Raw genomic sequence first — 19,990 nt, forward strand, 5'->3', positions numbered from 1 at the left:
TTCATGTCAGTTATATTCCAAAAAAATAAAAATCTTGAATTTTCTCTATTTTGTTTATATTATAATATCTTTAGACATATACTTCTAAAATATCAGAATACTTTATTCCATCTTTATATTATCCCGTTTATTTTTTTCTCCATTTCCAATAACCGACATACTATTTTTATATAAATTCATATAATTTCCCGTTTTATAAAATCCTGTTATTGCCCATTTAATACTTTATCATATTTTCTCAGTATACTTTAAATAAAGCAATAAAAAAATTATAAGAGTAACTGTCACATTTTTATTACTATAATTAAAATATAAAAGTAAAATATATTATATAAGGAGGTGAAAAATGAAATTGAAAAAAAACGAAAAAAATATTTTAAAGTTTCTGGCAGAAAAAAATATCTTCAGAACGGCAGACGAAATATCCGAAAAACTGAAAATATCTACTGCAACAATATACAGAACTGTAAAATTACTAAATAATTCTTTTTCTTATGATAAATTAATTTTTTCTGAAAAGGGTAGAGGTTTTAAGTTAAATTATGACATTTATCTGACAATAAACAATTACGGTAAAGATAAAAATGAAAAACTGCCGATTGAACGAAGAAATGAACTGCTGTTAAAACTGTTATTCAAATCACCTATAAAAATAAAACAGGAAATTTTATTTAAAGACTGTTACTTGGGAGAAGCCAGTATAAATAAAGATATTTCAATAATGAAACAGGAATTGAAAGAACACGGCATAACTTTTTTTAAAAAGGATGGCTACATATGGATAGAAGGTAACGAAAAAGCCATAAGAAAACTGACCGGAAAAATTATAAACAATCTGAATTTCATCAATATTGACAAAGCTTACAACAGTGAGGATAAAAGAGATTTTGATATTGATTTTGTATTAAGACAGATGGAATATATAGAGCAGGAATTAAATATAAATATATCTTATCCGTATAATATTAATATTTTTTCACATATTTACATACTTATAAACAGATTTAGAAAAGGAAAAATACAGACTGACTTTGAATTAAAAAAAATAAAAGAAGAAAATTATCCGAACAAACTGGTTTTATCTATCTCTAAAAAAGTAATTAACAGATTAAGCGGTTATCTGAATACGCAATTTCCTGAAATAGAAGTAGAATACCTGTATCAGTATTTAATCTCATCAAGTATTTATGAAGAAAATTCTGAAAATGAGGTAACAGAAACAGAAACGATAAAAATTATCAAATTTTTCATAAAGGAAATGGGAAAAAATTCGAGATTACAGTTTAACAGTAAAGAGCTTGAGAAGGATTTGCTGAGTCATTTCAAACCTATGCTGCAAAGGTTAAAAAACGGAATAGACATAAAAAACGATCTGCTCCACGAAATAAAAACAGAATATAAAGTTATTTACAATTATACTTTGGAAGTTTCAAAAAAAATTTCCGCAGAATTTAATTTATCATTTATTTCACAAGAGGAAGCGGCTTTTATAACTTTGTATTTCGTCAAAAATTTAAAAGAAATAAATACGGAAAAAAATGTGATAATTATCTGCTCAAGCGGTATAGGAACTTCAAAACTGTTAAAAGCAAAAGTAAAAAAGACCCTTCCTGATATAAATGTAGTAGCTGTATTATCCTACAGAAATTATCTGAAAAATAAAGAAAAATATTCTGATATAGACTTCATACTGACTACAGTAAAACTAAAACAGGAAATAAATGTGCCGTATTTAATGGTAAGTGCTATATTTACCGAAAATGACAAAGACAGAGTAATCAAAATGATAAAGGAGATAGACTATGAAAACAGAAAACAATATAAATCTGGGAAAAGTAATAAAACTGAACTTAATTAAAAGTCATACTGAAGCTGCGGATAAAAAAGATATTATCACTCAGCTGACAGATTTATTATACCGTGAAAAATGTATATCCGAAAAAGAATCTTTTATTAATGATGTATTTCTCAGAGAAGAAGAGGGGTCTACAGGACTGAGCCAAGGGATAGCCATACCTCATGGAAAATCCAAAAGTGTGAAAAAAACTTCTATTGCAATTGCAACATTAAAAAATCAAATTTTCTGGGAAGAACCCGACGAACATGTAGAAGTCGTAATTTTATTTGCTGTACAGGATAAAGATGTGGAAACGACACACATACTGTTATTACAGCAAGTTGCAATAATGCTCGCAGATGAAGAATTTATAGACAGCATAAAAAAATCAAAAACAAAAAATGAAATATACAGTCTTTTTGTAAACAGAAAAAATTTTAAGGAGGATTAATTATGTTAATAACAGGAAAAGAGCTACTAACCGTAGCACAAAAAAACAGATTTGCGGTACCTGCATTTAATGCCGGTTCAGGACAGCTTTTCACCGCAATACTGGAAAGCTGTGAAAAGTTAAATGCACCGTTTATGATTGAAATTCATCCTGATGAACTATCATTTTTAAGAGACAGCTTTATAGCTCAAGTCAGGGAAGGAGCAAATAAAACCCGTATTCCTGTCTGCATACATCTGGATCACGGAGCCTCTTATGAGCAGGTGATACATGCAATACAGCTGGGATTTACATCAGTTATGATAGACGGTTCACACCTACCTTTTGAAGAAAATGTGGCAATCACAAAGAAAATAACTGAAGCGGCCCATGCAGCAGGAGTATCCGTCGAAGGAGAATTGGGAACAATCGGAGATACAGGAAACACAGTTGAAGGAGGAGTAACTGAAATCACATATACCGAACCTCTGAAAGCTGAAGAATTCGTAAGAAGAACAGGAATAGACTCACTGGCAGTTGCCATAGGAACAGCTCACGGAATATATCCTAAAAATATAAAACCTGAGTTAAGATTGGATATATTGGAAGAAATAAAAAAACTGGTAAATATACCTTTGGTTCTTCATGGAGGCTCAAGCAATCCCGATATTGAAATTGTAAAAGCTATTGAAATAGGAATCAATAAAATAAATATATCCAGTGATATTAAAATCGTATTTGCACAGAAATTAAGGGAATTACTGAACTTAGGAAATACAGAAATAAGAGAACCGAATGTTTTATTCCCTCCTTGTATGGAGGAAACAAAAAAAGTTGCCGAACATAAAATAACTCTTTTTAAGTCAGACAATAAAGCAAAATTATATTTTAAATAAAAATCATATTTCATAAACTGAAGGAGTGAATAAAATGAATATAGTCGGTATAGCAGCATGTACAGCCGGTATAGCACATACATATATTGCTAAGGAAAAACTGATAAATGCAGCTAAGAAAAAAGGACATCATATCCGGATTGAAACTCAGGGACTGGCAGGAACACAGGGCGAATTACCCAAAAGTGAAATTGAAAAAGCTGATATAGTCATTATAGCTGCGGATATTAAAATAAACGGCAAAGAGAGATTTAAAGGTAAAAAAGTAGTTGAAGTAGCTACAGGAATAGCAGTTAAGTCTCCGGGTAAATTAATGGAAAAGTTGGAGGAACTGGTAAACGATAAACAATAACATACAAAATTTATGGAGGTAATAAAATGAAAAAAATTGAAATTAAAAAGCATTTAATGACAGCAATCTCATTTTTCTTACCAATTGTTGTTGCTTCGGGATTTTTACTCGCAATCGGAAACATGATGGGAGGAAAATCAATTAAAAGTTTTGTAGACGAATTTACATTTGCAGATACTATGACAACAATGGGAGGTTACGGATTAGGCTTGCTTCCTATGATTGTATCAACAGCAATCGCTTACTCTATTGCAGATAAACCGGGTATTGCTCCGGGACTGATAATAGGCATGGTTGCCTCAGGAATTAATTCAGGATTTTTAGGCGGACTTATAGGTGGATATTTAGCAGGATACACAGTACTGATAATTGTTAAGTATATAAAAGTTCCCGACTGGATGCAGGGACTGATGCCGACATTGGTAATACCTTTTATCAGCTCATTTATCGCGGGATTAATAATGTACTATATAATCGGAACTCCTATTAACTGGTTTTCATCATTAATTACAGGCTATCTGTCCGGTCTTGACTCTTCCTCACTCTTTATTTACGGAGCAAGCATAGGCATTCTCGCTTCAATAGATTACGGAGGAGCAATTAATAAAGTTGTATTTGCTTTTGTATTTGCATTATTTTCAGAAGGGATATATGAACCTATAACTGTTCTTATTTTAGCTTCAATGACAACTCCTTTCGGATTGACTTTAGCATACTTTATAGGAAAAATAATTAATAAAAATGTATTTAATAAACAGGAAATAGAAACATTGAAAACAGCTTTTCCTATGGGAGTGTGTCAAATAACAGAAGGTTGCTTTCCTATTGTCTTAAATGATTTAGTTAAAAATGTAATTGCCACAGGTATCGGGGGAGCAGTCGGAGGAGGTTTCAGTATGCTTTGGGGAGCTGACAGCCATATTCCCGCCTCAGGTATGTTTGCACTATTTACAATGACAAAGCCATGGGCATTTATAGGGGCTTTATTCTTAGGTTCTCTTGCAAATGCAATAGCTATATTAATTTTAAAACCTAAAACAGATCCCGATTCAATCCCTGTAATTGAAGAAAAAGAGGAAAAAGATATTTCTTGGGACAGTTTAAAAATAAATTAGGAGATGTTAAAATGGATAAATTAAAAAAAGAAGTACGTGAGAAATTTTTAAAATCAGGAATGACTTTCACAGAAAAAGAACTTAACTCTATAGAATACGCTGATTTCGGATTAAACAATTTCAAAGAGGAAGGATTAAGCTTAATTGTTTATGAAAATAACAGCAGATACTGTGCAAAAGAAATGGTTCTTCTGGAATATCAGACCTGTCCTGAACACTTACACCCGAATAGAGGTAAGGAAGCAGGTAAAAAGGAAACATTCAGGTGCAGAAAAGGGACCGTGTATCTATTTGTTGAAGGTAAGGAAACTGATAAAATAAATTCTGAAATTAAAATTCCTGAAGGAAAAGAAAAGTTTTATACAGTAAAACACTGTATAAAATTGTCCCCGGGGGAACAGTACACAATAGAACCCGATACTAAACATTGGTTTCAGGCAGGGAAGGAAGGAGCTGTTATTTCTGAGTTTTCATCTAATAGTGATGATGCTTCAGACATATTTACAAATCCTGATATAATTAGAGTTAATTAAAATAAAAGGGAATATTTCAGATAAAATGAAATTCTTATTTTAAAATATTCCCTTTTTATAAGGAGAAAAATGAAAAGCTTAAACTGGAATTTTCTGATTTAGGCTGTATAATAAAATCCTTAATAAAAAAAGAAAATAATACCAATTACGTTTTAAGATATAAAAAAGATAGCCAATATTTAAAAAATATATATTATTTCGGAGCAATAATAGGTAGAAATGCAGGAAGAACCTATCCCTGTTACTATAAAAATTTCAATAATGAAATAATCAATCTGGATAATAATGAAAATAGTGTACATTTACATGGTGGGAAAAACGGACTGGATAAAAAAAACTGGAATGTTCAAATTATTAATAATGAAAAAGCAGTCTTAAAATTTAAAGACTGTAATTCTTTGTACGGTTCCGGAGAGCTGACTGTAATATATGAATTATATAAGTCAAACTTTAACATTAAAATATATGGAAAATCAGAAAATCCCGATATATTTAATCTTACAAGTCATTCATATTTTAATTTGAATAAAAATAAAGACAGCATTCTGAAACATCACCTCTTTATTTCAGATTCAAGACTTCAAATAATAGACCGACAGTTTATTCCCACAGAAGAATACATTGATTTTAAAAAAGAAAGTAATTTTTCGGAATATGATTTCAGCAAACTGAAGGAAATCAGGCATTCAGTTGATAAAAATACAAGTTTATCCGAAATATGCGATTACGGAATTGATTTAGCCTACTGTTTTAAAAAACATGATTATAAAAATAAAATAGAAATCTGGTCTGATAATTATGAGAATGGATTAAAAATCTCCAGTAATCAGGAAGCATGTGTAATATATACATTAAACAAAATTACTGATGAAGCCGTCAAATTGGAAAATGGAAAAAATATAAAAAAATATAACGGCATTACATTTGAAATGCAAAGGAAACCGAATTATGTACATTCAGAAAAAACAGATATTTTAACTGGCAATTATTACAGTATCACAAATTATGAAATCATATAAAGGCGGTATAAAATATGAGTTATGTTATCGGTATTGATTTAGGAACAAGTTCCGTTAAAGGAATTGTTGTTGACAAAAACGGAGAAATTTTATCAGTAAAAAGTAAAAATTACAGTCTTATACAGAAAAAATCCGGCTATTCCGAACAGAATCCTACAGATTGGATAGAAAACTGTTACGAGGTACTGTCACTTCTAACAGAAGAAATTCCGGAACTGTGTGAAAAATTAGAAGCAATTTCCATATCAGGACAAATGCACAGTTTAGTCTTATTAGACAACCAATTCAAAGTTCTCAGAAATGCGATACTTTGGAATGATACGAGAAATGCGGAAGAATGTAACTTTATTAACTCAAATCATAAGAAAAAAATATTGGAAATTACTAAAAATATAGCATTAGAAGGCTTTACACTGCCAAAAATATTATGGGTTCAAAAAAATGAGCCTGAAATATGGAGTAAAGTCAAATACATCATGCTACCTAAGGATTATTTAGGATATAAATTAAGCGGAAAAATATATACAGACTGTTCTGATGCTGCCGGAACACTACTGTTCAATTTGGAAACGGGATACTGGGATGAGAAAATAACGGAAATTTTTAATATTCCTAAAAGCTGTTTACCTAAACCCTTTTATTCTACTGAAATAATAGGAACTGTAAGAAAAGAAATAAAAGAAAAATACGGCTTCAGAAATAATATAAAATTAATTGCGGGAGGTGCGGATAATGCCTGCTCTGCAATAGCAAACGGAATTCTGGAAGAAAATGTAGGATTAGTAAGTATAGGAACTTCAGGAGTTTTTCTTTCATATGAAAAAACCCTTCATAATAAATATAACGGTAAATTACATTTTTTCAAGCACTGTGAAAAAAATTCCTATTATTCAATGGGAGTCACTTTATCAGCCGGATACAGTTTAAACTGGTTTAAAAAAACATTTGCGAACAAAGTAAGTTATGACGATCTGTTAAATGATATTAAAGAAATAAATCCGGGAGCTGACGGACTCTTATTTTCACCGTACATTTCAGGCGAAAGAACTCCGTATGCAGATGGTAAAATACGCGGAAGCTTTATCGGAATGGACAGTCACCACTCTTTAAAACATTTTACAAGAAGTGTTATTGAAGGAATAACTTTTTCTTTAAAGGATTCCATGGAGTTAATGAAAAAGCTGGGAAATAAAAATTATGATTATATAGTATCTACAGGAGGAGGAAGTAAAAGCGAAGAATGGCTTCAAATCCAGTCAGATATATTTAATTGCCGTATAGTAACATTACAGACTGAACAAGGTCCCGGTTTTGGAGCTGCAATGGTAGCGGCAGTAGGGATTGGCTGGTTTAAAAATTTGAAAGAATGTTCAAAAACATTCCTTAAATACGATAAAAGTTTTTATCCTGATATTGAAAATGCAAAAAAGTATGAAGCAGTTTATGAAAAATATAAAAATATTTACAAATATACAAAAGCATTAATGTAACTTTTTACTGAAAAAATTTTCCTTAATTTCCAGTAATCTATTTTAAAACTTAAATCAAAATATATAGCAGACAGCATATAATATATAAAAAATTATTCTTACAGTTAATCTTTATATTTTATAATTAGAATAAATATAAAAAATTTATATAAAAAACCAAAAAATAATCAATCTAAGTTATAGAAATCTAACTTACATTAATTTTTACACCTTATTGTAGTTTTAAAATATTTTACCGCATTTTAAACGATATAACAAAAAAGAGCTGTCTCATAAGGTGTAAAAACATATCCAATCATAAGTTTTGTATATTTTTTATAAAATCGGTAAAAATAATTTTTTTAATTTTTAAAAATATACAACATTTATAATTAAAAGGCTATTTTTGACTTACGAGACAGTCTCTTTTAATATATTATTTTATAAAAATTACTTAAAATAAATAAATTTATATATTTCAAAAATAATTAACCTGAATAATATTTTTGATTCACAAAACTGCCTTTTTTAATCATATATGCCAAATTACAGTTTTTCAAATTTATTTGTGTTTTATAAATAAATTATTATACAAAACTGAAATTATTTTTCAGAAAAAGCAAATTTCTGCCACGGCTTTATGTAATCCAAAATAAACTGTTCATGTTCAAATATTTTTCCGACTACATTTGATTTTCCCGTATTTTTCATTTCTTTCAAAGCAATCATCAATTCCCCTGCATAATGTCCATATTCACTGCTTTCAATTATTATATCTCCTCTTTTTATAATTTCAGGAGCATTAAACAGTTTGAAATTATGACCTTTATATTTTACCCTGCTGTTAGTGGACCTTATAACATTTTCCGAAACATCACCTCTATTAAAGTGAAGTTCTTCCGTAACTATTTTCCTTTCAACTTCAGGAATATCCGAAATAAGTTCCACTGCAAAGCTTACCATATCTTTTCTTACATTTTTCAATTTTTCAATTTCTCGGTCTGTAGGGTAGCAATTAGATATAATAATATCATCGATAGTTTCCAAAGCCATATAATGTCTGAACTGGGTTTCCACAGGTAAATATCTATGGATCTCAAGAGTTGGCAATCCCTGAGTTACAGGCCATGGACCGAAAGTGTTTTCAGCTTGTGATGTTATAAATGCAGCTGTTCTCAAACCATATTTTGTAAATCTTTCAGTACATCTGTTAAAAAAATCTATTCCAAGTCCGGTATAAGCATGAGGATAAAAGTTATGACACCCGATCAAATTTGCTTTATTCGGTCTGTAATCCATTATAGTATCTATATAATGAGTGTCCATACTCATATTTATTTCTATTTTCAATCCCTGACCTTTAAAAGTCATCAGACTTTCCTGCAATCCTGTAAAACCCATATCGAGCCTTATTCCATCAGCTTTTATTTCACTGAAAAAACTCAAGTCTTCATAACTTATTCCCAACTCAGAAAATACTCGAGGATTTACATCTAAAATTATTTCAAATCCTTTTGATTTTGCATACGAATTTATTCTTTTAAAATTTTCCTTTATTTTTTCCTTTTCATCGGTTACGGATAAAAGACAGCTGAATATTCTTGAAAAACCTGCTTCTGCAGCTTTGTCAATATATCTGTATATTTTTTCTTCTGTTGTTTTTTCAGGATAAATTGAAATTCCAAGTTTTTTCATTTTACATTCCTTTATGTAATAAATTTACGTTAATTACGGATAACGTATAATCCGTTATAGCAAAATGCATCTGAAATTTCTGTTTTAAATTTCTCGAAGTTACAGTATATAAATTGTATAAAAAATAAATATATTTTTATACAATATCAATTTATTTTAAGTATATATTAACTTTATTTATTTCCATTTTTTATAATCACTGTTTCTTATTACTATTCCTGCTCTCCTGAACTTTCCTCTTCGATCATTTTTTTATCATATACTTTAAAGAACGGATAATATATTATAATTGATGATATTATCAGAATAATACTTAATATTGATGCTCTAAAATCTCCATTGGTAGCTAAAAATGCTCCTATAGGTGCCGGCAGCGTCCAAGGCGGTGTTGATGTAACTTTGTTTACCCACCCGATTGATGTAAATAAATATGCAAGCGAAGAATTTACAATAGGCACAATTATAAAAGGCGGTATAAGTACAGGGTTCAACACTATCGGTGATCCGAATATAATAGGTTCATTAATATTGAATATTGATGACACGATAGATGTTCTTCCAAGTGTTTTTCCATAACTGGATTTCGCCATTGTAGTCAGAAGTATTGCAAGTCCTATTGTCGCTCCTGACCCTCCTATCCATATAAACCACTGATAAAAAGGTTCTGCAGCTATATGGGGTATCATTTTTCCGTCAGCAAGAGCTGTACTGTTTTCTTCAAGAAGTGTAAGCCATAAAGGTCTTACAAGGGAACCTACTATTGAAACTCCGTGTATTCCGAATGACCAGAAAAATGTTATAAGAAATACTATTATTATTACTGAAATCCATGAATCAGTGGCTTTTACAAGAGGCCCTATAATTATCTTCATTATTCCGTGTAAATTTACATTTAACCAGTAACTTACTGTAGCTACTACAAGAACTACTATAAGCGTCGGTGTCAGTGCTTCAAAAGACCTTGCAACTGAAGCGGGAACACTGTCAGGCATCTTTATTCTAAATCCTGTAGTTGTAGTAAGTCTGTATACCTCAACTGCAAATATTGCAATAAGGATACCTACAAAAAGCCCTGCCGAACCTAAATTTGTCATAGGCATTACAAAGCCCAGACCTTCCTGAAGGATAGCAGCTCCTTCAGTTCCTTTTTCAGCTATTACCTGTACTTCTTTCCCGTCAATAACTTGTGTAATTACAGCAATTTCTTTTACAACTCCCGGAACTATTGTCAACAGAAATCCGCACGTTGCAAGTATTGCCCCTGTAATCCCGTCGAGTTTATAAGACTTCGCCAAACTGTTTCCTATTCCCATGACCGCATAAAGAGCCATTATAAACATTGTCATACGGTAAGGCAGCAGTATTTTAGCTATATTTTCCTTTGCCCATACTGATATTCCCCAGTCTGCAGGAAATGGCGGAAATGCTACAATCAAGAATATCGACCCCACTATTATTAAAGGCAATGTAGCTATAATCCCGTCACGGATAGCTCTCAAGTGTCTCTGCTCAGAGAGTTTTGCCATTTGCATTGATAATTTTTCCAGCATATAACTTCCTCCTTAAATATAATTCATAAAAAAATATGTAAATTTATTATTTAATTTTTTTAACTTCTTCTATTTTTCAAAATAATCAAAATATAGTTTTTAATTTATAAGCAATATTTTAATACTGTCATTTCTATAATTTTTTAAAGTTATAAAAATTTCTATTTTGCCAATAAATCCTGTATCTGCTTCAAAAGCTTCGGGCCTCCTAAAGGGCTGTATGCCTGAGGCTGTATCATTTCACACGGTACTCCCGCTTCTTTTGCCTGTTGATTCAATGTATCAAATCTATGCTTTACTTGGGGAGCTACCATTGCGGCATCATAGCCTTTTTTTATTTCTTCTTCAAACTGTTGGGTACTTACAGCATTTACTTCAACTTCCACTCCTTTTGACTGCGCTTCCTTTTTTAGTGCATTTACTGCAATTGTGCTGGACATGCCTAAAGAGCACACAAATAATATTTTCATAAATTACCTCCGATTTATTCTTTTATTTCTATTCAAATTTACTATTCGTCTACAATTAAACAAATTTTCTCCAAAAAAACCATAAATATGACATTATTGCAAATATTACTCCAAATATTGCATATTGTATCCAAAAACTTTTTGAAAATCCTTTTTTGGAATCTATAAAATGTCTTACCCATGTAAATGCAAAACTTGTAAAAAATGTATTTCCTAAAACTATACCCATCCTCATATCTTTTACTCCAACAAAAGTCAATAAAAATGGAATCAATGTTGTTCCTATAAAAGAACTTATTATTATTCCCAATGCTGATTGCAAACTGAAAGGTTTTATTTCAGAATCGGATTTTTTTTCTTCTTCCTTTTCTTTTTTTTCTCTTTCCCTGATTTTTTCTTCATGTCTTGAATTATATTTTTTTATTTTTCTTCTCATTTATTTCCCCTCTATATTTTCGATTTTTCCAATCTATCTATTCTTTTATACATTTTAATCATACATTCAATTAACGATTTCGCTTCCACAGCCGTCATCAGATGATCTTGAGCATGTACAAACAGAACTGAAACATCTATATCATCCCCTGATGTTTCGGCTTGAATAATTTCTGTCTGAATATTATGAGCTTCAAGTAATGACTTATCAGCCTCTTTCAACAGATTTTCAGCTTCATTCCAGTTCCCTTTTTCAGCTTCTCTTAAAGCTTCATAAGCCAAACCTTTGGCTGTTCCTGCACTGTTTACAATATCAAATACAATTATTTCTAATTTTTCCTTATCCACTTGTCTTTCCTCCTCTGCTGTAATTTTTATTAAATTAATCTATACTATATAGTATAACCTTATCTTTGATTTTTTCAAGAGCTAACCTCTATTTTTTTTATTTATTTTATGAAAAATTTACTTTTTTAAAAAAATATAAAATTATATCGTTTATGAGAATTTCTATCTAAATATACAGTGATTCTCAAATATGATTAAGTACTTTTGAGATTTTAAAAATTTTGTAATCAGCACCCGGAATTTGAAGGTAATTATGAAAAACATTCTCAAAAAGTAAAAAAAACTACTTTCCAATACTCTATTGAAAAACAGCTTTTTTAATATTTTTATCTTTTAGTTTTTTTACTTTTATTTTCTTCCTGCTCCTGTCTTTTTATTATTTGAACATAACGGTAAACACTTGCTTCAGACATTCCCAGAGCCTTCGCAATTTCCACGACTGCTCCTTTCAGCAGGAATATTCCTTTTAAATACAATACTTCTATAATTTTTAACTTATCCTGCTGTTTTAAATATTCTATGGAAACATTTTGAGTAGACAATACATCGCTTATTGCTTCATGAGCAACTTCCTCTATGGATAATGACAAATTCTCCGAATCCATATTTTCATTATTCGGAACTATCTCTTCCTTAATAAAATTTTCCTGTAATTTTTTCACCATGGAAAAAAGACCGTCAAAAACTGCTTCATCCGTGTTGACACATATCATTCCTATTAATTCTCCTTCTTCACGGATAAAATAAGTCGATGATTTCAATGCTTTATTAAATTTCCCTATCCCCCTATAATTCGCAATAAAGTCTCTTTCTTCTTTGTGGCTTTCCTTTAAAATCCTTAATACAAGGTCTGTTGCAGGTGCTCCGACTTCCCGATTGGAAATATGATTATTTCTGATTGCGACTATTGAATGATCAAGGTCTTCCAAATCATGTAACACTATTTCACTATTTTTCCCCAAAATCGCTTCAAGAAAATCCACAAGTGGAATATATTTTTGTAATTTGGAATTTATATTCAATTTTCCCATTCTAACTTCTCCTTAATACTTTTTCCGTTTTTCAAGATAATAAATTATTTTAAAAAAAACAAAATATAATAAATTTTTTTCTTTATTAATTTATACCTTAGTTACAGTATATTGTCAACTATAACTTCCACATTATAACAATCATTTTTTAAATAGTAACATTACTTTTTTATATTTTTTAATTTAAAATTTTTCCAGTAATTTAATTATTTCCAGAGATTTATCAGCATTTTCGAGTTTTTCAAGCAAATCTTCATCATAAGATAATTTTGATATTTCCGCTAATAAATCTAGATGTTCACCTTTTGTATTTTCAGGAGCTGCAATCATAAAAAAAAGTTTTGACACTTCTCCATCCATACAGTCAAATTCCACTCCATCTTTTACAGTTCCCATTGCAAGTGCCATTTTTTTCACTGCCGGAGATTTTGCATGAGGTATGGCTATTCCGTCCTGTAACCCTGTAGATGACAGTTTTTCCCTTTCGTTCAAATCTTTTAAAAATTCATCCATATTCTCAGAATCTACTATATCTCCATTTAAAAAGAGTTTTGCCATTTCTTCAAGAATTCCGGATTTTGTTTTTTCAGTCAATCCGATTTTTATTCTATCTTCAGATAAATAATCCATTATTTTCATTTTTCTCTCCTGTTACTTTGTCGATTTAATATTATTTAAAATTTTTCCATTTTTCCAAAATTTCTTTTTCTATTTCCTGTTCACTTTTTTCAGAAAGATTATACATTACATATTCTTTTTCTTTTCTGAACCATGTCAGCTGTCTTTTAGCATATCTTCTGCTTTCTTTTTTTATTTCTTCTATAGCTTCTTCAAATGAAATATTTCCATCAAAATAATTAAAAAATTCCTTATATCCTATGGCAGTTATTTTATATTTACTGTGACCATATTCAGTGTATATTCTCCGAGCTTCATGTTCAAGTCCTTTGTTTTTCATTTCATCCACTCTTTTATTTATTCTGTCATATATTTCTTCCCTATTCCTCGTGAGAAATATTTTAAGAAAATTGTAATTATTATTTTTTTTATTATCCGTTTTTAAATCACTGAATTTTTTCCCTGTTAATAAACATACTTCAAGAGCCCTTATAAGTCTCACTTTATTGTTAAGATCTATTTCATTAAAAGTTTTTTCATCCAATTTTTTCAATTCATCGGTTAATTCTTTCATTGACTTTTTTTCAAGTTCTTTTCTTATTCTTCGGTCTTTTGAAGGTAAAAACGAAAATCCGTCGGTTATTGCTTTTATATAAAGTCCCGTTCCCCCGACTATAATTATATTTTCACTTTTTTCTTCCTTTTCTTTTAAAATTTTGTTGACTTTTTTTTCAAAATCTCCCACTGAGTAATCCTCATCAGGTTCTATAACATCAAGCATATAATGCTTTATTCCTTTCATTTCCTCACAGGTAATCTTTGCAGTTCCTATATCCATTTTTTTATATACCTGCATCGAATCCGCAGAAATAATATCCGCCTTTATTTTCTTTGCGAGACTTATAGACATATGAGTTTTTCCGACTCCTGTAGGTCCGCTTATTACAAGTCCTTTTAAAACTTTTTCCATTTTTTATTTTCACCCATCTTAAAGAAATTACAAAGCTTACACGACATACTCAAATTCATATCCTGCAATAATAATGATATCTCCTTCTTCTACACCTGCATTTTCAAGTTCAACTTCCATTCCTAAATTTCTCATTACCTGTAAAAAGTTTATAATTCCTTCGTCTCCCGTAAAAACATATTTTCTAAGTACATCATCCACTATTCTTCCATCGACTTCAAATATATGATCTTCAAGTTTTTTTATAATCCAATCATCTTTCTTTTTCATTTCTTTCAATAATTCTTCTACAGAATATTCTTCTTCAAGTTCTTCTCTCGGAATCTCTTTTATCATTTCCCAAGCTTTCATAATAACCTGTTTTATCCCATCATTTGCTATGACGGAAACAGGATAAACATATTTTACCCCTTGTTCTTTTATAAATTTTTCAAATTTTTCGTATTTTTCATCATCATAAAGCATATCGATTTTATTTGCTACAACAAGTTGAGGTTTTTCTCCTAATTTTCGACTGTAATTTTCAAGTTCTTTATTAATTTTCAAAAAGTCCTCTTCGGGATTTCTTCCATCTAATCCTGAAATATCTACAATATGTATAATTATTTTACATCTTTCTATATGTTTTAAAAATCTGTCTCCAAGACCTACTCCCTCATGGGCTCCTTCAATCAATCCGGGAATATCGGCTATTACAAAACTTTCCTCTTCTCCTATCCTTACTACTCCCAGTTTAGGCTTTAATGTCGTAAAATGATACCCTGCAACTTTAGAATTTGCTGCAGATACTTTATTTATAAAACTGGATTTCCCGACACTCGGATATCCTACTAAAGCAACATCTGCAAGAAGTTTCAGCTCAAGTTTTACTTTAAGTTCCACTCCTTCTCTTCCACTTTCAGCTATTCTCGGAGCTTTTCTTACCGAAGATTTAAAATGAATATTTCCTCTTCCTCCGTCACCACCTTTTAAAAATATTGTTTTTTCATTTGGAGTACTCAAATCTAAAAGCAGTTTCCCAGTTTCAAAATCCCTTATCATAGTTCCCACCGGTACTTTTATTATTAAATCACTCCCCGACTTTCCTGTAGAACGTGCAGAAGATCCTTTTTCACCGTTTTCTGCCTGAAATTTTTTACTGCTTTTAAAGTCAACCAGTGTATTTATATTAGGATCTGTAAGAAAAACAATATCTCCTCCTTTTCCTCCATCACCACCGTCAGGACCTCCAAATTGTACAAATTTCTCTCTCCTGAACGTTGCTGCACCGTCTCCTCCATTTCCGGATATTACGGTAATTACACTTTCATCTATAAACATTTTTTTCTCCTAAATTAATATCATATGAAATATTTTATCACGTTTATACAAAAAATAAAAGTTTTAGATATTTTATTAAATTTGTTTTATAATTGCCTTGTAATATTTCAGATATACTTACTTCCTTCTTTCATACTTAATTTTGCCATTTTATCTTTATTTTTTTCAATAAATTTCCTTACCCAATCAGGATTGGTCTTACTGTAATCCCTTAATGCCCAGCCTATTGCTTTATTAATAAAAAATTCGGTTTGACCAAAGTTATTTTCCAGTATTTTTTCAAGAAGCTCCGTATTTGTTTTCTCCTTTCTGAGAAGCTGATGATCTATCGCTATTCTTCTGAGCCATATATTTTTATCTGTACTCCATTTCAAAAGAATGTCGTTTACCTGAGGATATTTCAAAGCTATTCCGCCTATCACCATATCAAGATTGTCAACTGTATCCCACCATGATTTCAACAAAATGAGTTTTTTTAATTTAGGTATATCTCCATCTGTTAAAAAATCTTTTACTGTCTGTATATAATCAAGAGCTACATACTGTATCTCCCTATATTCATTTTCCCAGCATTTATTTATAAAAGTCCAGTCTATTTCCCCTTCCTTTTTAGCTTCCTTAAACGAATTTTTGAACAGTTTTCTGCGTTCGGGAGTTCTTATTCCTATGTATTTAAATTTATTCAACATGTATGAGGACATTCTCTCAGCTTCTTCTTCATTTTTATAACTTACTATTTCTCCAAAAATTTTTTCAAAATCCATTACTTTACCTTCTTGTATTTATATAATTTATATTCAATCGCAAATTATCCTTTTTTATAATCCGTTATTCCGAATCTGTTCCCGAAAGGATCTTCAAATTCAACGGCATTTCCTGTTCTGATAGGAAAAGGTGGTGTCAGAAGCTTTACATTTTTGTTTTTCATTTTCTCATATTCCTCCGAAACATTGTCTACAATAAACCATATTGTCTGCTTTGTATCAGGAAATTTGTTTTTTTCTTTGAGAATTATCGCTGCTTCTTCATTACCTATATTAAAAGCAACCATTCCCATATCAGAAAAATCAAATTTTATTTCCAAACCCAGTATATCTTTGTAATATTTCTTAGCTTTTTCCAAATCGTCTACAACAAGAAAAAAATTATCATATCCTTTTAATTTCATGTTTATCCTCCTTTTTCGTTCCATAATCTTTATTATAATCATACTCTCATTTTTAAGTTATTTCAATATTTTCACATTATAAAATTTAATATTAAATCGAAACTGAAGTATAAAGAAATGATTCATAGTTAAATTGTAATAATAAAAATATAAACTTGGAATGTAAACAGAAACTCCGACATTCAAAATTCTACGAAAAAATATGAATTATGCTGCTCGGGAAAACAGCTGTCTGAGCGAAGCGAGTTTGCTGTTTTCTGAGCATAGTTCATATTTTGAGGTTAAAAAATTTTGTAGCCGGTAGCCGGAGTGTGAGGGCGGCAATGGGCCCTCACGGAAAAAAGTATAGAATTTTTGTTTTGTTCTTTGTTTACAAAAAATATCGTAAAACTATACTATAACAACATTGCTAAGTCCGTTTTTCTCAGCTATTTTTTTTAGCTTTTTCATATACTCCTCACTGGGAGTATACGCTTTCAATACTTCTTCTCTCACACCGTTCTGTCTATATTTTATAATTTTATACTTCAGACTTTTATCATATTCGGCAATTAATTTGCTTATATTATCCACTGTTTTTTCATTATCAATAATTTCAGGTACAATAACAGTTCTTACTTCATATATTTTCCCTAATTCTACAAGATATTTGAAATTTCTTATTACATTTTCATTACTTATTCCTGTCATTAATATATGGTCTTTTTTGTCAAAAGCTTTTATATCAATCATTACCTTGTCAAGAATATCTATAAATTTCTTTTTTTCTTCCGGCCATAAAGGAATTGAACAATTACTGTCTACAAAGCAGGTAAGTCTTTTCCAGTTTTTCTTTATTTCCGTAAACAGTTCAGTAAGAAATCTCCATTGAAGTGAACATTCTCCTCCTGAAACGGTTATCCCTGAAATAAAAGGAGCTACATTTTCTATTTCTTCCAAAATTTTTTCTATACTCATGACACTTATGTCTTCAGGAATATTTTCGCTTTTCTCTCCAAATATTTCTATTGTTTCAGGATTATGACAATAAAGACAGTCATAATTACACCCCTGAAAAAATATTGACAGCCTGTTACCCGGGCCGTCAACATTACTAAAAGGTATTATTTTATTAACAATCCCTTTCATTATTCATTTCCTCTTATTTTTCTTTCGAGTATTTTTGAGTTTTCCCTTGCTCCTAAACCGAATACGACCGTCTGCTGTATTACCTGTTCATTTCTATGAAGTTTTTCCATTTCAGATTTTTTAACAAGATACCCTGTAATTCTTATTACATCAGCATCGGTAGAATATACTGAAAAATATCTCATTCCCTCCTTAAACGCTCCTTTTATAATATCCAGAATGGATTCAGGATTTTTTGAAGCCATTTCATCAAAAGGGAAAATATCTCCTATCCCTGACTTGAAATAAGGGTGAAATTTTGCAGTCTGTTTTATATGTTTAGGTAGTGCAGGCTCATCTCCTATCGGTATTCTGCAACCCGGACTTATCCCGTAATCTGTATCTATGCCTACTTGTGCATGAAGTACATAGTGATTATCGGTAATTTCACAGTATTTAACTTTATAATTATGTACATATTCCTGAAGTTTTTCTATGATTTTTACTCCCAAATCATCTGCATAACGGCCCCAGCCAAATCTGTCTTCCTGCTTTTCCGCACCGATTATTTTATTTACACATTCAGCCAGTCCGACTACTCCGAACATTCCGCTAAATCTGTCTCTATGTATAAGTTCTTCCTTTGCAAGAAAACTTGATTCGAAAAATCCACTTTCTTCCACTAAAAACTTTACTCTTTCATCCATATATCTTGCCATTCTGTTTACTGCATCAGGCAATATATGACTAAGTAAATCTTCTTCATTTTTTGCTTCTTCTACCAATTTTGCAAGATTGAGTCTTACAAGAGTATAAGCCCCTCCTCCGATACTCAGTCCGTTATAACAGCTTGCTATTGCATAGTCTTTTCCGTAAAAATCTTTCTGAAACATTTTATAGTTGGAAAAACTCGGTTTTGCTACTTTCAGACTTGTTTCTATAGCCTGAACCGCAAAATCGTCAGGAGTTATATCCTCATCATATTTCAAAGTCAGATTAGGTGTCATTGTATCCAGTTCCACAGTAGCTTTTAAAATCATTTCTCCTGCTTTTGTTTTATGAGGCCCTAAATTTGCATGACAAAAAGAATCTGTAATTGTTCTGTCTATTTGCAACAAAAAAAGTTTTATAGCTTTGTAAGCTTCTTCTTCATCTTTTATATACGGTTCAAGTAATGTGTCTATATTTCCGAGATAAACAGGATATGACGTAATAGACGGTACGTGATTATAAAGTATAAGTAAATTTGTAGTAGCTTCCCATATATCTTTTGCAGGCTTTATATCAAGAAATTTACTCCCCTGTTTCATAAATTTTTCATAGTCGGGAGTAATATATCTGGCTCTGTAAGGAGCATTCCCTTCAAATAAATCGCATATTATGCCTTTATCTCTATATTCTTGAATATCAGGAGTGATATTCAGCACATTTAAAGTCCCTTCGGCAGCTCCTGCCAATTGTCGTAACTTCTGTTCATAAGTTAATACATTATTTTTTATAATTGATAAAATTTGCTCCGACATTGATTTCCTCCTAATTATTTTTACTATATAACCTTTATTTTTATATCTGAATTTTATCATCATACTTTTTTCTTTGAATATTAATATTTTACCATATTTTTTGC

At 30.6% G+C, this 19,990-nt stretch carries 21 protein-coding genes; 8 read left to right on the forward strand and 13 right to left on the reverse strand.

Going from position 1 to position 19,990, the window contains the following annotated elements; translation table 11 throughout:
* Nucleotides 1-346: 346 nt before the first annotated feature.
* Genes EII29_RS03790 through xylB form a run of 8 tightly spaced genes read left to right on the forward strand, consistent with a single transcriptional unit; the run spans nucleotide 347 to nucleotide 7,672 of the window.
* On the forward strand, nucleotides 347-1,858 hold the full coding sequence (locus EII29_RS03790; protein ID WP_125236213.1) for a PRD domain-containing protein: 1,512 nt from the start codon (nucleotides 347-349) through the stop codon (nucleotides 1,856-1,858).
* Complete coding sequence (locus EII29_RS03795) at nucleotides 1,803-2,288, forward strand: PTS sugar transporter subunit IIA (RefSeq protein WP_125236214.1); 486 nt, start codon at nucleotides 1,803-1,805, stop codon at nucleotides 2,286-2,288. Before EII29_RS03790 ends, EII29_RS03795 begins: the two co-directional genes overlap by 56 nt.
* Nucleotides 2,289-2,290: 2 nt before the next feature.
* Complete coding sequence (locus tag EII29_RS03800; protein ID WP_125236215.1) at nucleotides 2,291-3,163, forward strand: ketose-bisphosphate aldolase; 873 nt, start codon at nucleotides 2,291-2,293, stop codon at nucleotides 3,161-3,163.
* A 34-nt stretch (nucleotides 3,164-3,197) separates the two neighbouring features.
* Nucleotides 3,198-3,515: a PTS fructose transporter subunit IIB gene (locus tag EII29_RS03805; RefSeq protein WP_125236216.1), complete on the forward strand. Its 318-nt coding sequence runs from the start codon at nucleotides 3,198-3,200 to the stop codon at nucleotides 3,513-3,515.
* A gap of 26 nt (nucleotides 3,516-3,541) precedes the next feature.
* The gene (locus EII29_RS03810; protein WP_125236217.1) at nucleotides 3,542-4,630 is read left to right on the forward strand and encodes a PTS fructose transporter subunit IIC; all 1,089 of its coding nucleotides are present in this window, start codon (nucleotides 3,542-3,544) and stop codon (nucleotides 4,628-4,630) included.
* A gap of 11 nt (nucleotides 4,631-4,641) precedes the next feature.
* Complete coding sequence (locus tag EII29_RS03815) at nucleotides 4,642-5,163, forward strand: D-lyxose/D-mannose family sugar isomerase (RefSeq protein WP_125236218.1); 522 nt, start codon at nucleotides 4,642-4,644, stop codon at nucleotides 5,161-5,163.
* 44 nt (nucleotides 5,164-5,207) lie between these two features.
* Nucleotides 5,208-6,182 (forward strand): hypothetical protein, encoded by a 975-nt coding sequence (locus EII29_RS03820; protein ID WP_125236219.1) that lies wholly within the window; start codon nucleotides 5,208-5,210, stop codon nucleotides 6,180-6,182.
* Between the two features lie 14 nt (nucleotides 6,183-6,196).
* Nucleotides 6,197-7,672 carry a xylulokinase gene (xylB, locus tag EII29_RS03825; protein ID WP_125236220.1) on the forward strand — a complete coding sequence of 492 codons (1,476 nt, stop codon included), beginning with the start codon at nucleotides 6,197-6,199 and terminating at the stop codon, nucleotides 7,670-7,672.
* Nucleotides 7,673-8,254: 582 nt separating this feature from the next.
* On the opposite strand, the gene EII29_RS03830 is transcribed toward xylB, so the two are convergent.
* The 13 genes from EII29_RS03830 to EII29_RS03890 form a co-directional block, all read right to left on the reverse strand.
* Complete coding sequence (locus tag EII29_RS03830) at nucleotides 8,255-9,346, reverse strand: DUF871 domain-containing protein (protein WP_125236221.1); 1,092 nt, start codon at nucleotides 9,344-9,346, stop codon at nucleotides 8,255-8,257.
* A 212-nt stretch (nucleotides 9,347-9,558) separates the two neighbouring features.
* The gene (locus tag EII29_RS03835; RefSeq protein WP_125236222.1) at nucleotides 9,559-10,896 is read right to left on the reverse strand and encodes a PTS sugar transporter subunit IIC; all 1,338 of its coding nucleotides are present in this window, start codon (nucleotides 10,894-10,896) and stop codon (nucleotides 9,559-9,561) included.
* A gap of 161 nt (nucleotides 10,897-11,057) precedes the next feature.
* Nucleotides 11,058-11,366, reverse strand: coding sequence for a PTS sugar transporter subunit IIB (locus tag EII29_RS03840; RefSeq protein WP_125236223.1), 309 nt, complete (start codon nucleotides 11,364-11,366; stop codon nucleotides 11,058-11,060).
* 55 nt (nucleotides 11,367-11,421) lie between these two features.
* Nucleotides 11,422-11,802 (reverse strand): hypothetical protein, encoded by a 381-nt coding sequence (locus EII29_RS03845; RefSeq protein WP_158612460.1) that lies wholly within the window; start codon nucleotides 11,800-11,802, stop codon nucleotides 11,422-11,424.
* A gap of 11 nt (nucleotides 11,803-11,813) precedes the next feature.
* A complete protein-coding gene (locus EII29_RS03850; protein ID WP_125236225.1) occupies nucleotides 11,814-12,149 on the reverse strand; it encodes a PTS lactose/cellobiose transporter subunit IIA in 336 nt (111 codons plus the stop codon).
* Between the two features lie 326 nt (nucleotides 12,150-12,475).
* Complete coding sequence (locus EII29_RS03855) at nucleotides 12,476-13,180, reverse strand: transcriptional regulator (RefSeq protein WP_125236226.1); 705 nt, start codon at nucleotides 13,178-13,180, stop codon at nucleotides 12,476-12,478.
* 183 nt (nucleotides 13,181-13,363) lie between these two features.
* Nucleotides 13,364-13,819, reverse strand: a complete 456-nt coding sequence (locus tag EII29_RS03860) for a PTS sugar transporter subunit IIA (RefSeq protein WP_125236227.1) — start codon at nucleotides 13,817-13,819, stop codon at nucleotides 13,364-13,366.
* 31 nt (nucleotides 13,820-13,850) lie between these two features.
* A complete protein-coding gene (gene miaA / locus EII29_RS03865) occupies nucleotides 13,851-14,768 on the reverse strand; it encodes a tRNA (adenosine(37)-N6)-dimethylallyltransferase MiaA (RefSeq protein ID WP_125236228.1) in 918 nt (305 codons plus the stop codon).
* A gap of 36 nt (nucleotides 14,769-14,804) precedes the next feature.
* The gene (gene obgE / locus EII29_RS03870; protein ID WP_125236229.1) at nucleotides 14,805-16,088 is read right to left on the reverse strand and encodes a GTPase ObgE; all 1,284 of its coding nucleotides are present in this window, start codon (nucleotides 16,086-16,088) and stop codon (nucleotides 14,805-14,807) included.
* Between the two features lie 107 nt (nucleotides 16,089-16,195).
* On the reverse strand, nucleotides 16,196-16,852 hold the full coding sequence (locus EII29_RS03875; RefSeq protein ID WP_125236230.1) for a DNA alkylation repair protein: 657 nt from the start codon (nucleotides 16,850-16,852) through the stop codon (nucleotides 16,196-16,198).
* 44 nt (nucleotides 16,853-16,896) lie between these two features.
* The gene (locus EII29_RS03880; RefSeq protein ID WP_233573248.1) at nucleotides 16,897-17,256 is read right to left on the reverse strand and encodes a VOC family protein; all 360 of its coding nucleotides are present in this window, start codon (nucleotides 17,254-17,256) and stop codon (nucleotides 16,897-16,899) included.
* A gap of 390 nt (nucleotides 17,257-17,646) precedes the next feature.
* Nucleotides 17,647-18,384: a radical SAM protein gene (locus tag EII29_RS03885; protein WP_125236231.1), complete on the reverse strand. Its 738-nt coding sequence runs from the start codon at nucleotides 18,382-18,384 to the stop codon at nucleotides 17,647-17,649.
* Nucleotides 18,384-19,886: a YjjI family glycine radical enzyme gene (locus EII29_RS03890; RefSeq protein ID WP_125236232.1), complete on the reverse strand. Its 1,503-nt coding sequence runs from the start codon at nucleotides 19,884-19,886 to the stop codon at nucleotides 18,384-18,386. Before EII29_RS03890 ends, EII29_RS03885 begins: the two co-directional genes overlap by 1 nt.
* Between the last annotated feature and the right edge of the window lie 104 nt (nucleotides 19,887-19,990).

Source organism: Leptotrichia sp. OH3620_COT-345, from assembly GCF_003932895.1.
In the GTDB taxonomy this organism is placed as follows: domain Bacteria; phylum Fusobacteriota; class Fusobacteriia; order Fusobacteriales; family Leptotrichiaceae; genus Pseudoleptotrichia.

Excerpts from the sequence above, each read along its gene's own strand:
- EII29_RS03790 (WP_125236213.1), top strand. The coding sequence starts at position 347 with ATGAAATTGAAAAAAAACGAAAAAAATATTTTAAAGTTTCTGGCAGAA.
- EII29_RS03795 (WP_125236214.1), top strand. The coding sequence starts at position 1,803 with ATGAAAACAGAAAACAATATAAATCTGGGAAAAGTAATAAAACTGAAC.
- EII29_RS03800 (WP_125236215.1), top strand. The coding sequence starts at position 2,291 with ATGTTAATAACAGGAAAAGAGCTACTAACCGTAGCACAAAAAAACAGA.
- EII29_RS03805 (WP_125236216.1), top strand. The coding sequence starts at position 3,198 with ATGAATATAGTCGGTATAGCAGCATGTACAGCCGGTATAGCACATACA.
- EII29_RS03810 (WP_125236217.1), top strand. The coding sequence starts at position 3,542 with ATGAAAAAAATTGAAATTAAAAAGCATTTAATGACAGCAATCTCATTT.
- EII29_RS03815 (WP_125236218.1), top strand. The coding sequence starts at position 4,642 with ATGGATAAATTAAAAAAAGAAGTACGTGAGAAATTTTTAAAATCAGGA.
- xylB (WP_125236220.1), top strand. The coding sequence starts at position 6,197 with ATGAGTTATGTTATCGGTATTGATTTAGGAACAAGTTCCGTTAAAGGA.
- EII29_RS03830 (WP_125236221.1), bottom strand. The coding sequence starts at position 9,346 with ATGAAAAAACTTGGAATTTCAATTTATCCTGAAAAAACAACAGAAGAA.
- EII29_RS03835 (WP_125236222.1), bottom strand. The coding sequence starts at position 10,896 with ATGCTGGAAAAATTATCAATGCAAATGGCAAAACTCTCTGAGCAGAGA.
- EII29_RS03840 (WP_125236223.1), bottom strand. The coding sequence starts at position 11,366 with ATGAAAATATTATTTGTGTGCTCTTTAGGCATGTCCAGCACAATTGCA.
- EII29_RS03845 (WP_158612460.1), bottom strand. The coding sequence starts at position 11,802 with ATGAGAAGAAAAATAAAAAAATATAATTCAAGACATGAAGAAAAAATC.
- EII29_RS03855 (WP_125236226.1), bottom strand. The coding sequence starts at position 13,180 with ATGGGAAAATTGAATATAAATTCCAAATTACAAAAATATATTCCACTT.
- EII29_RS03860 (WP_125236227.1), bottom strand. The coding sequence starts at position 13,819 with ATGAAAATAATGGATTATTTATCTGAAGATAGAATAAAAATCGGATTG.
- miaA (WP_125236228.1), bottom strand. The coding sequence starts at position 14,768 with ATGGAAAAAGTTTTAAAAGGACTTGTAATAAGCGGACCTACAGGAGTC.
- obgE (WP_125236229.1), bottom strand. The coding sequence starts at position 16,088 with ATGTTTATAGATGAAAGTGTAATTACCGTAATATCCGGAAATGGAGGA.
- EII29_RS03875 (WP_125236230.1), bottom strand. The coding sequence starts at position 16,852 with ATGGATTTTGAAAAAATTTTTGGAGAAATAGTAAGTTATAAAAATGAA.
- EII29_RS03880 (WP_233573248.1), bottom strand. The coding sequence starts at position 17,256 with ATGAAATTAAAAGGATATGATAATTTTTTTCTTGTTGTAGACGATTTG.
- EII29_RS03885 (WP_125236231.1), bottom strand. The coding sequence starts at position 18,384 with ATGAAAGGGATTGTTAATAAAATAATACCTTTTAGTAATGTTGACGGC.
- EII29_RS03890 (WP_125236232.1), bottom strand. The coding sequence starts at position 19,886 with ATGTCGGAGCAAATTTTATCAATTATAAAAAATAATGTATTAACTTAT.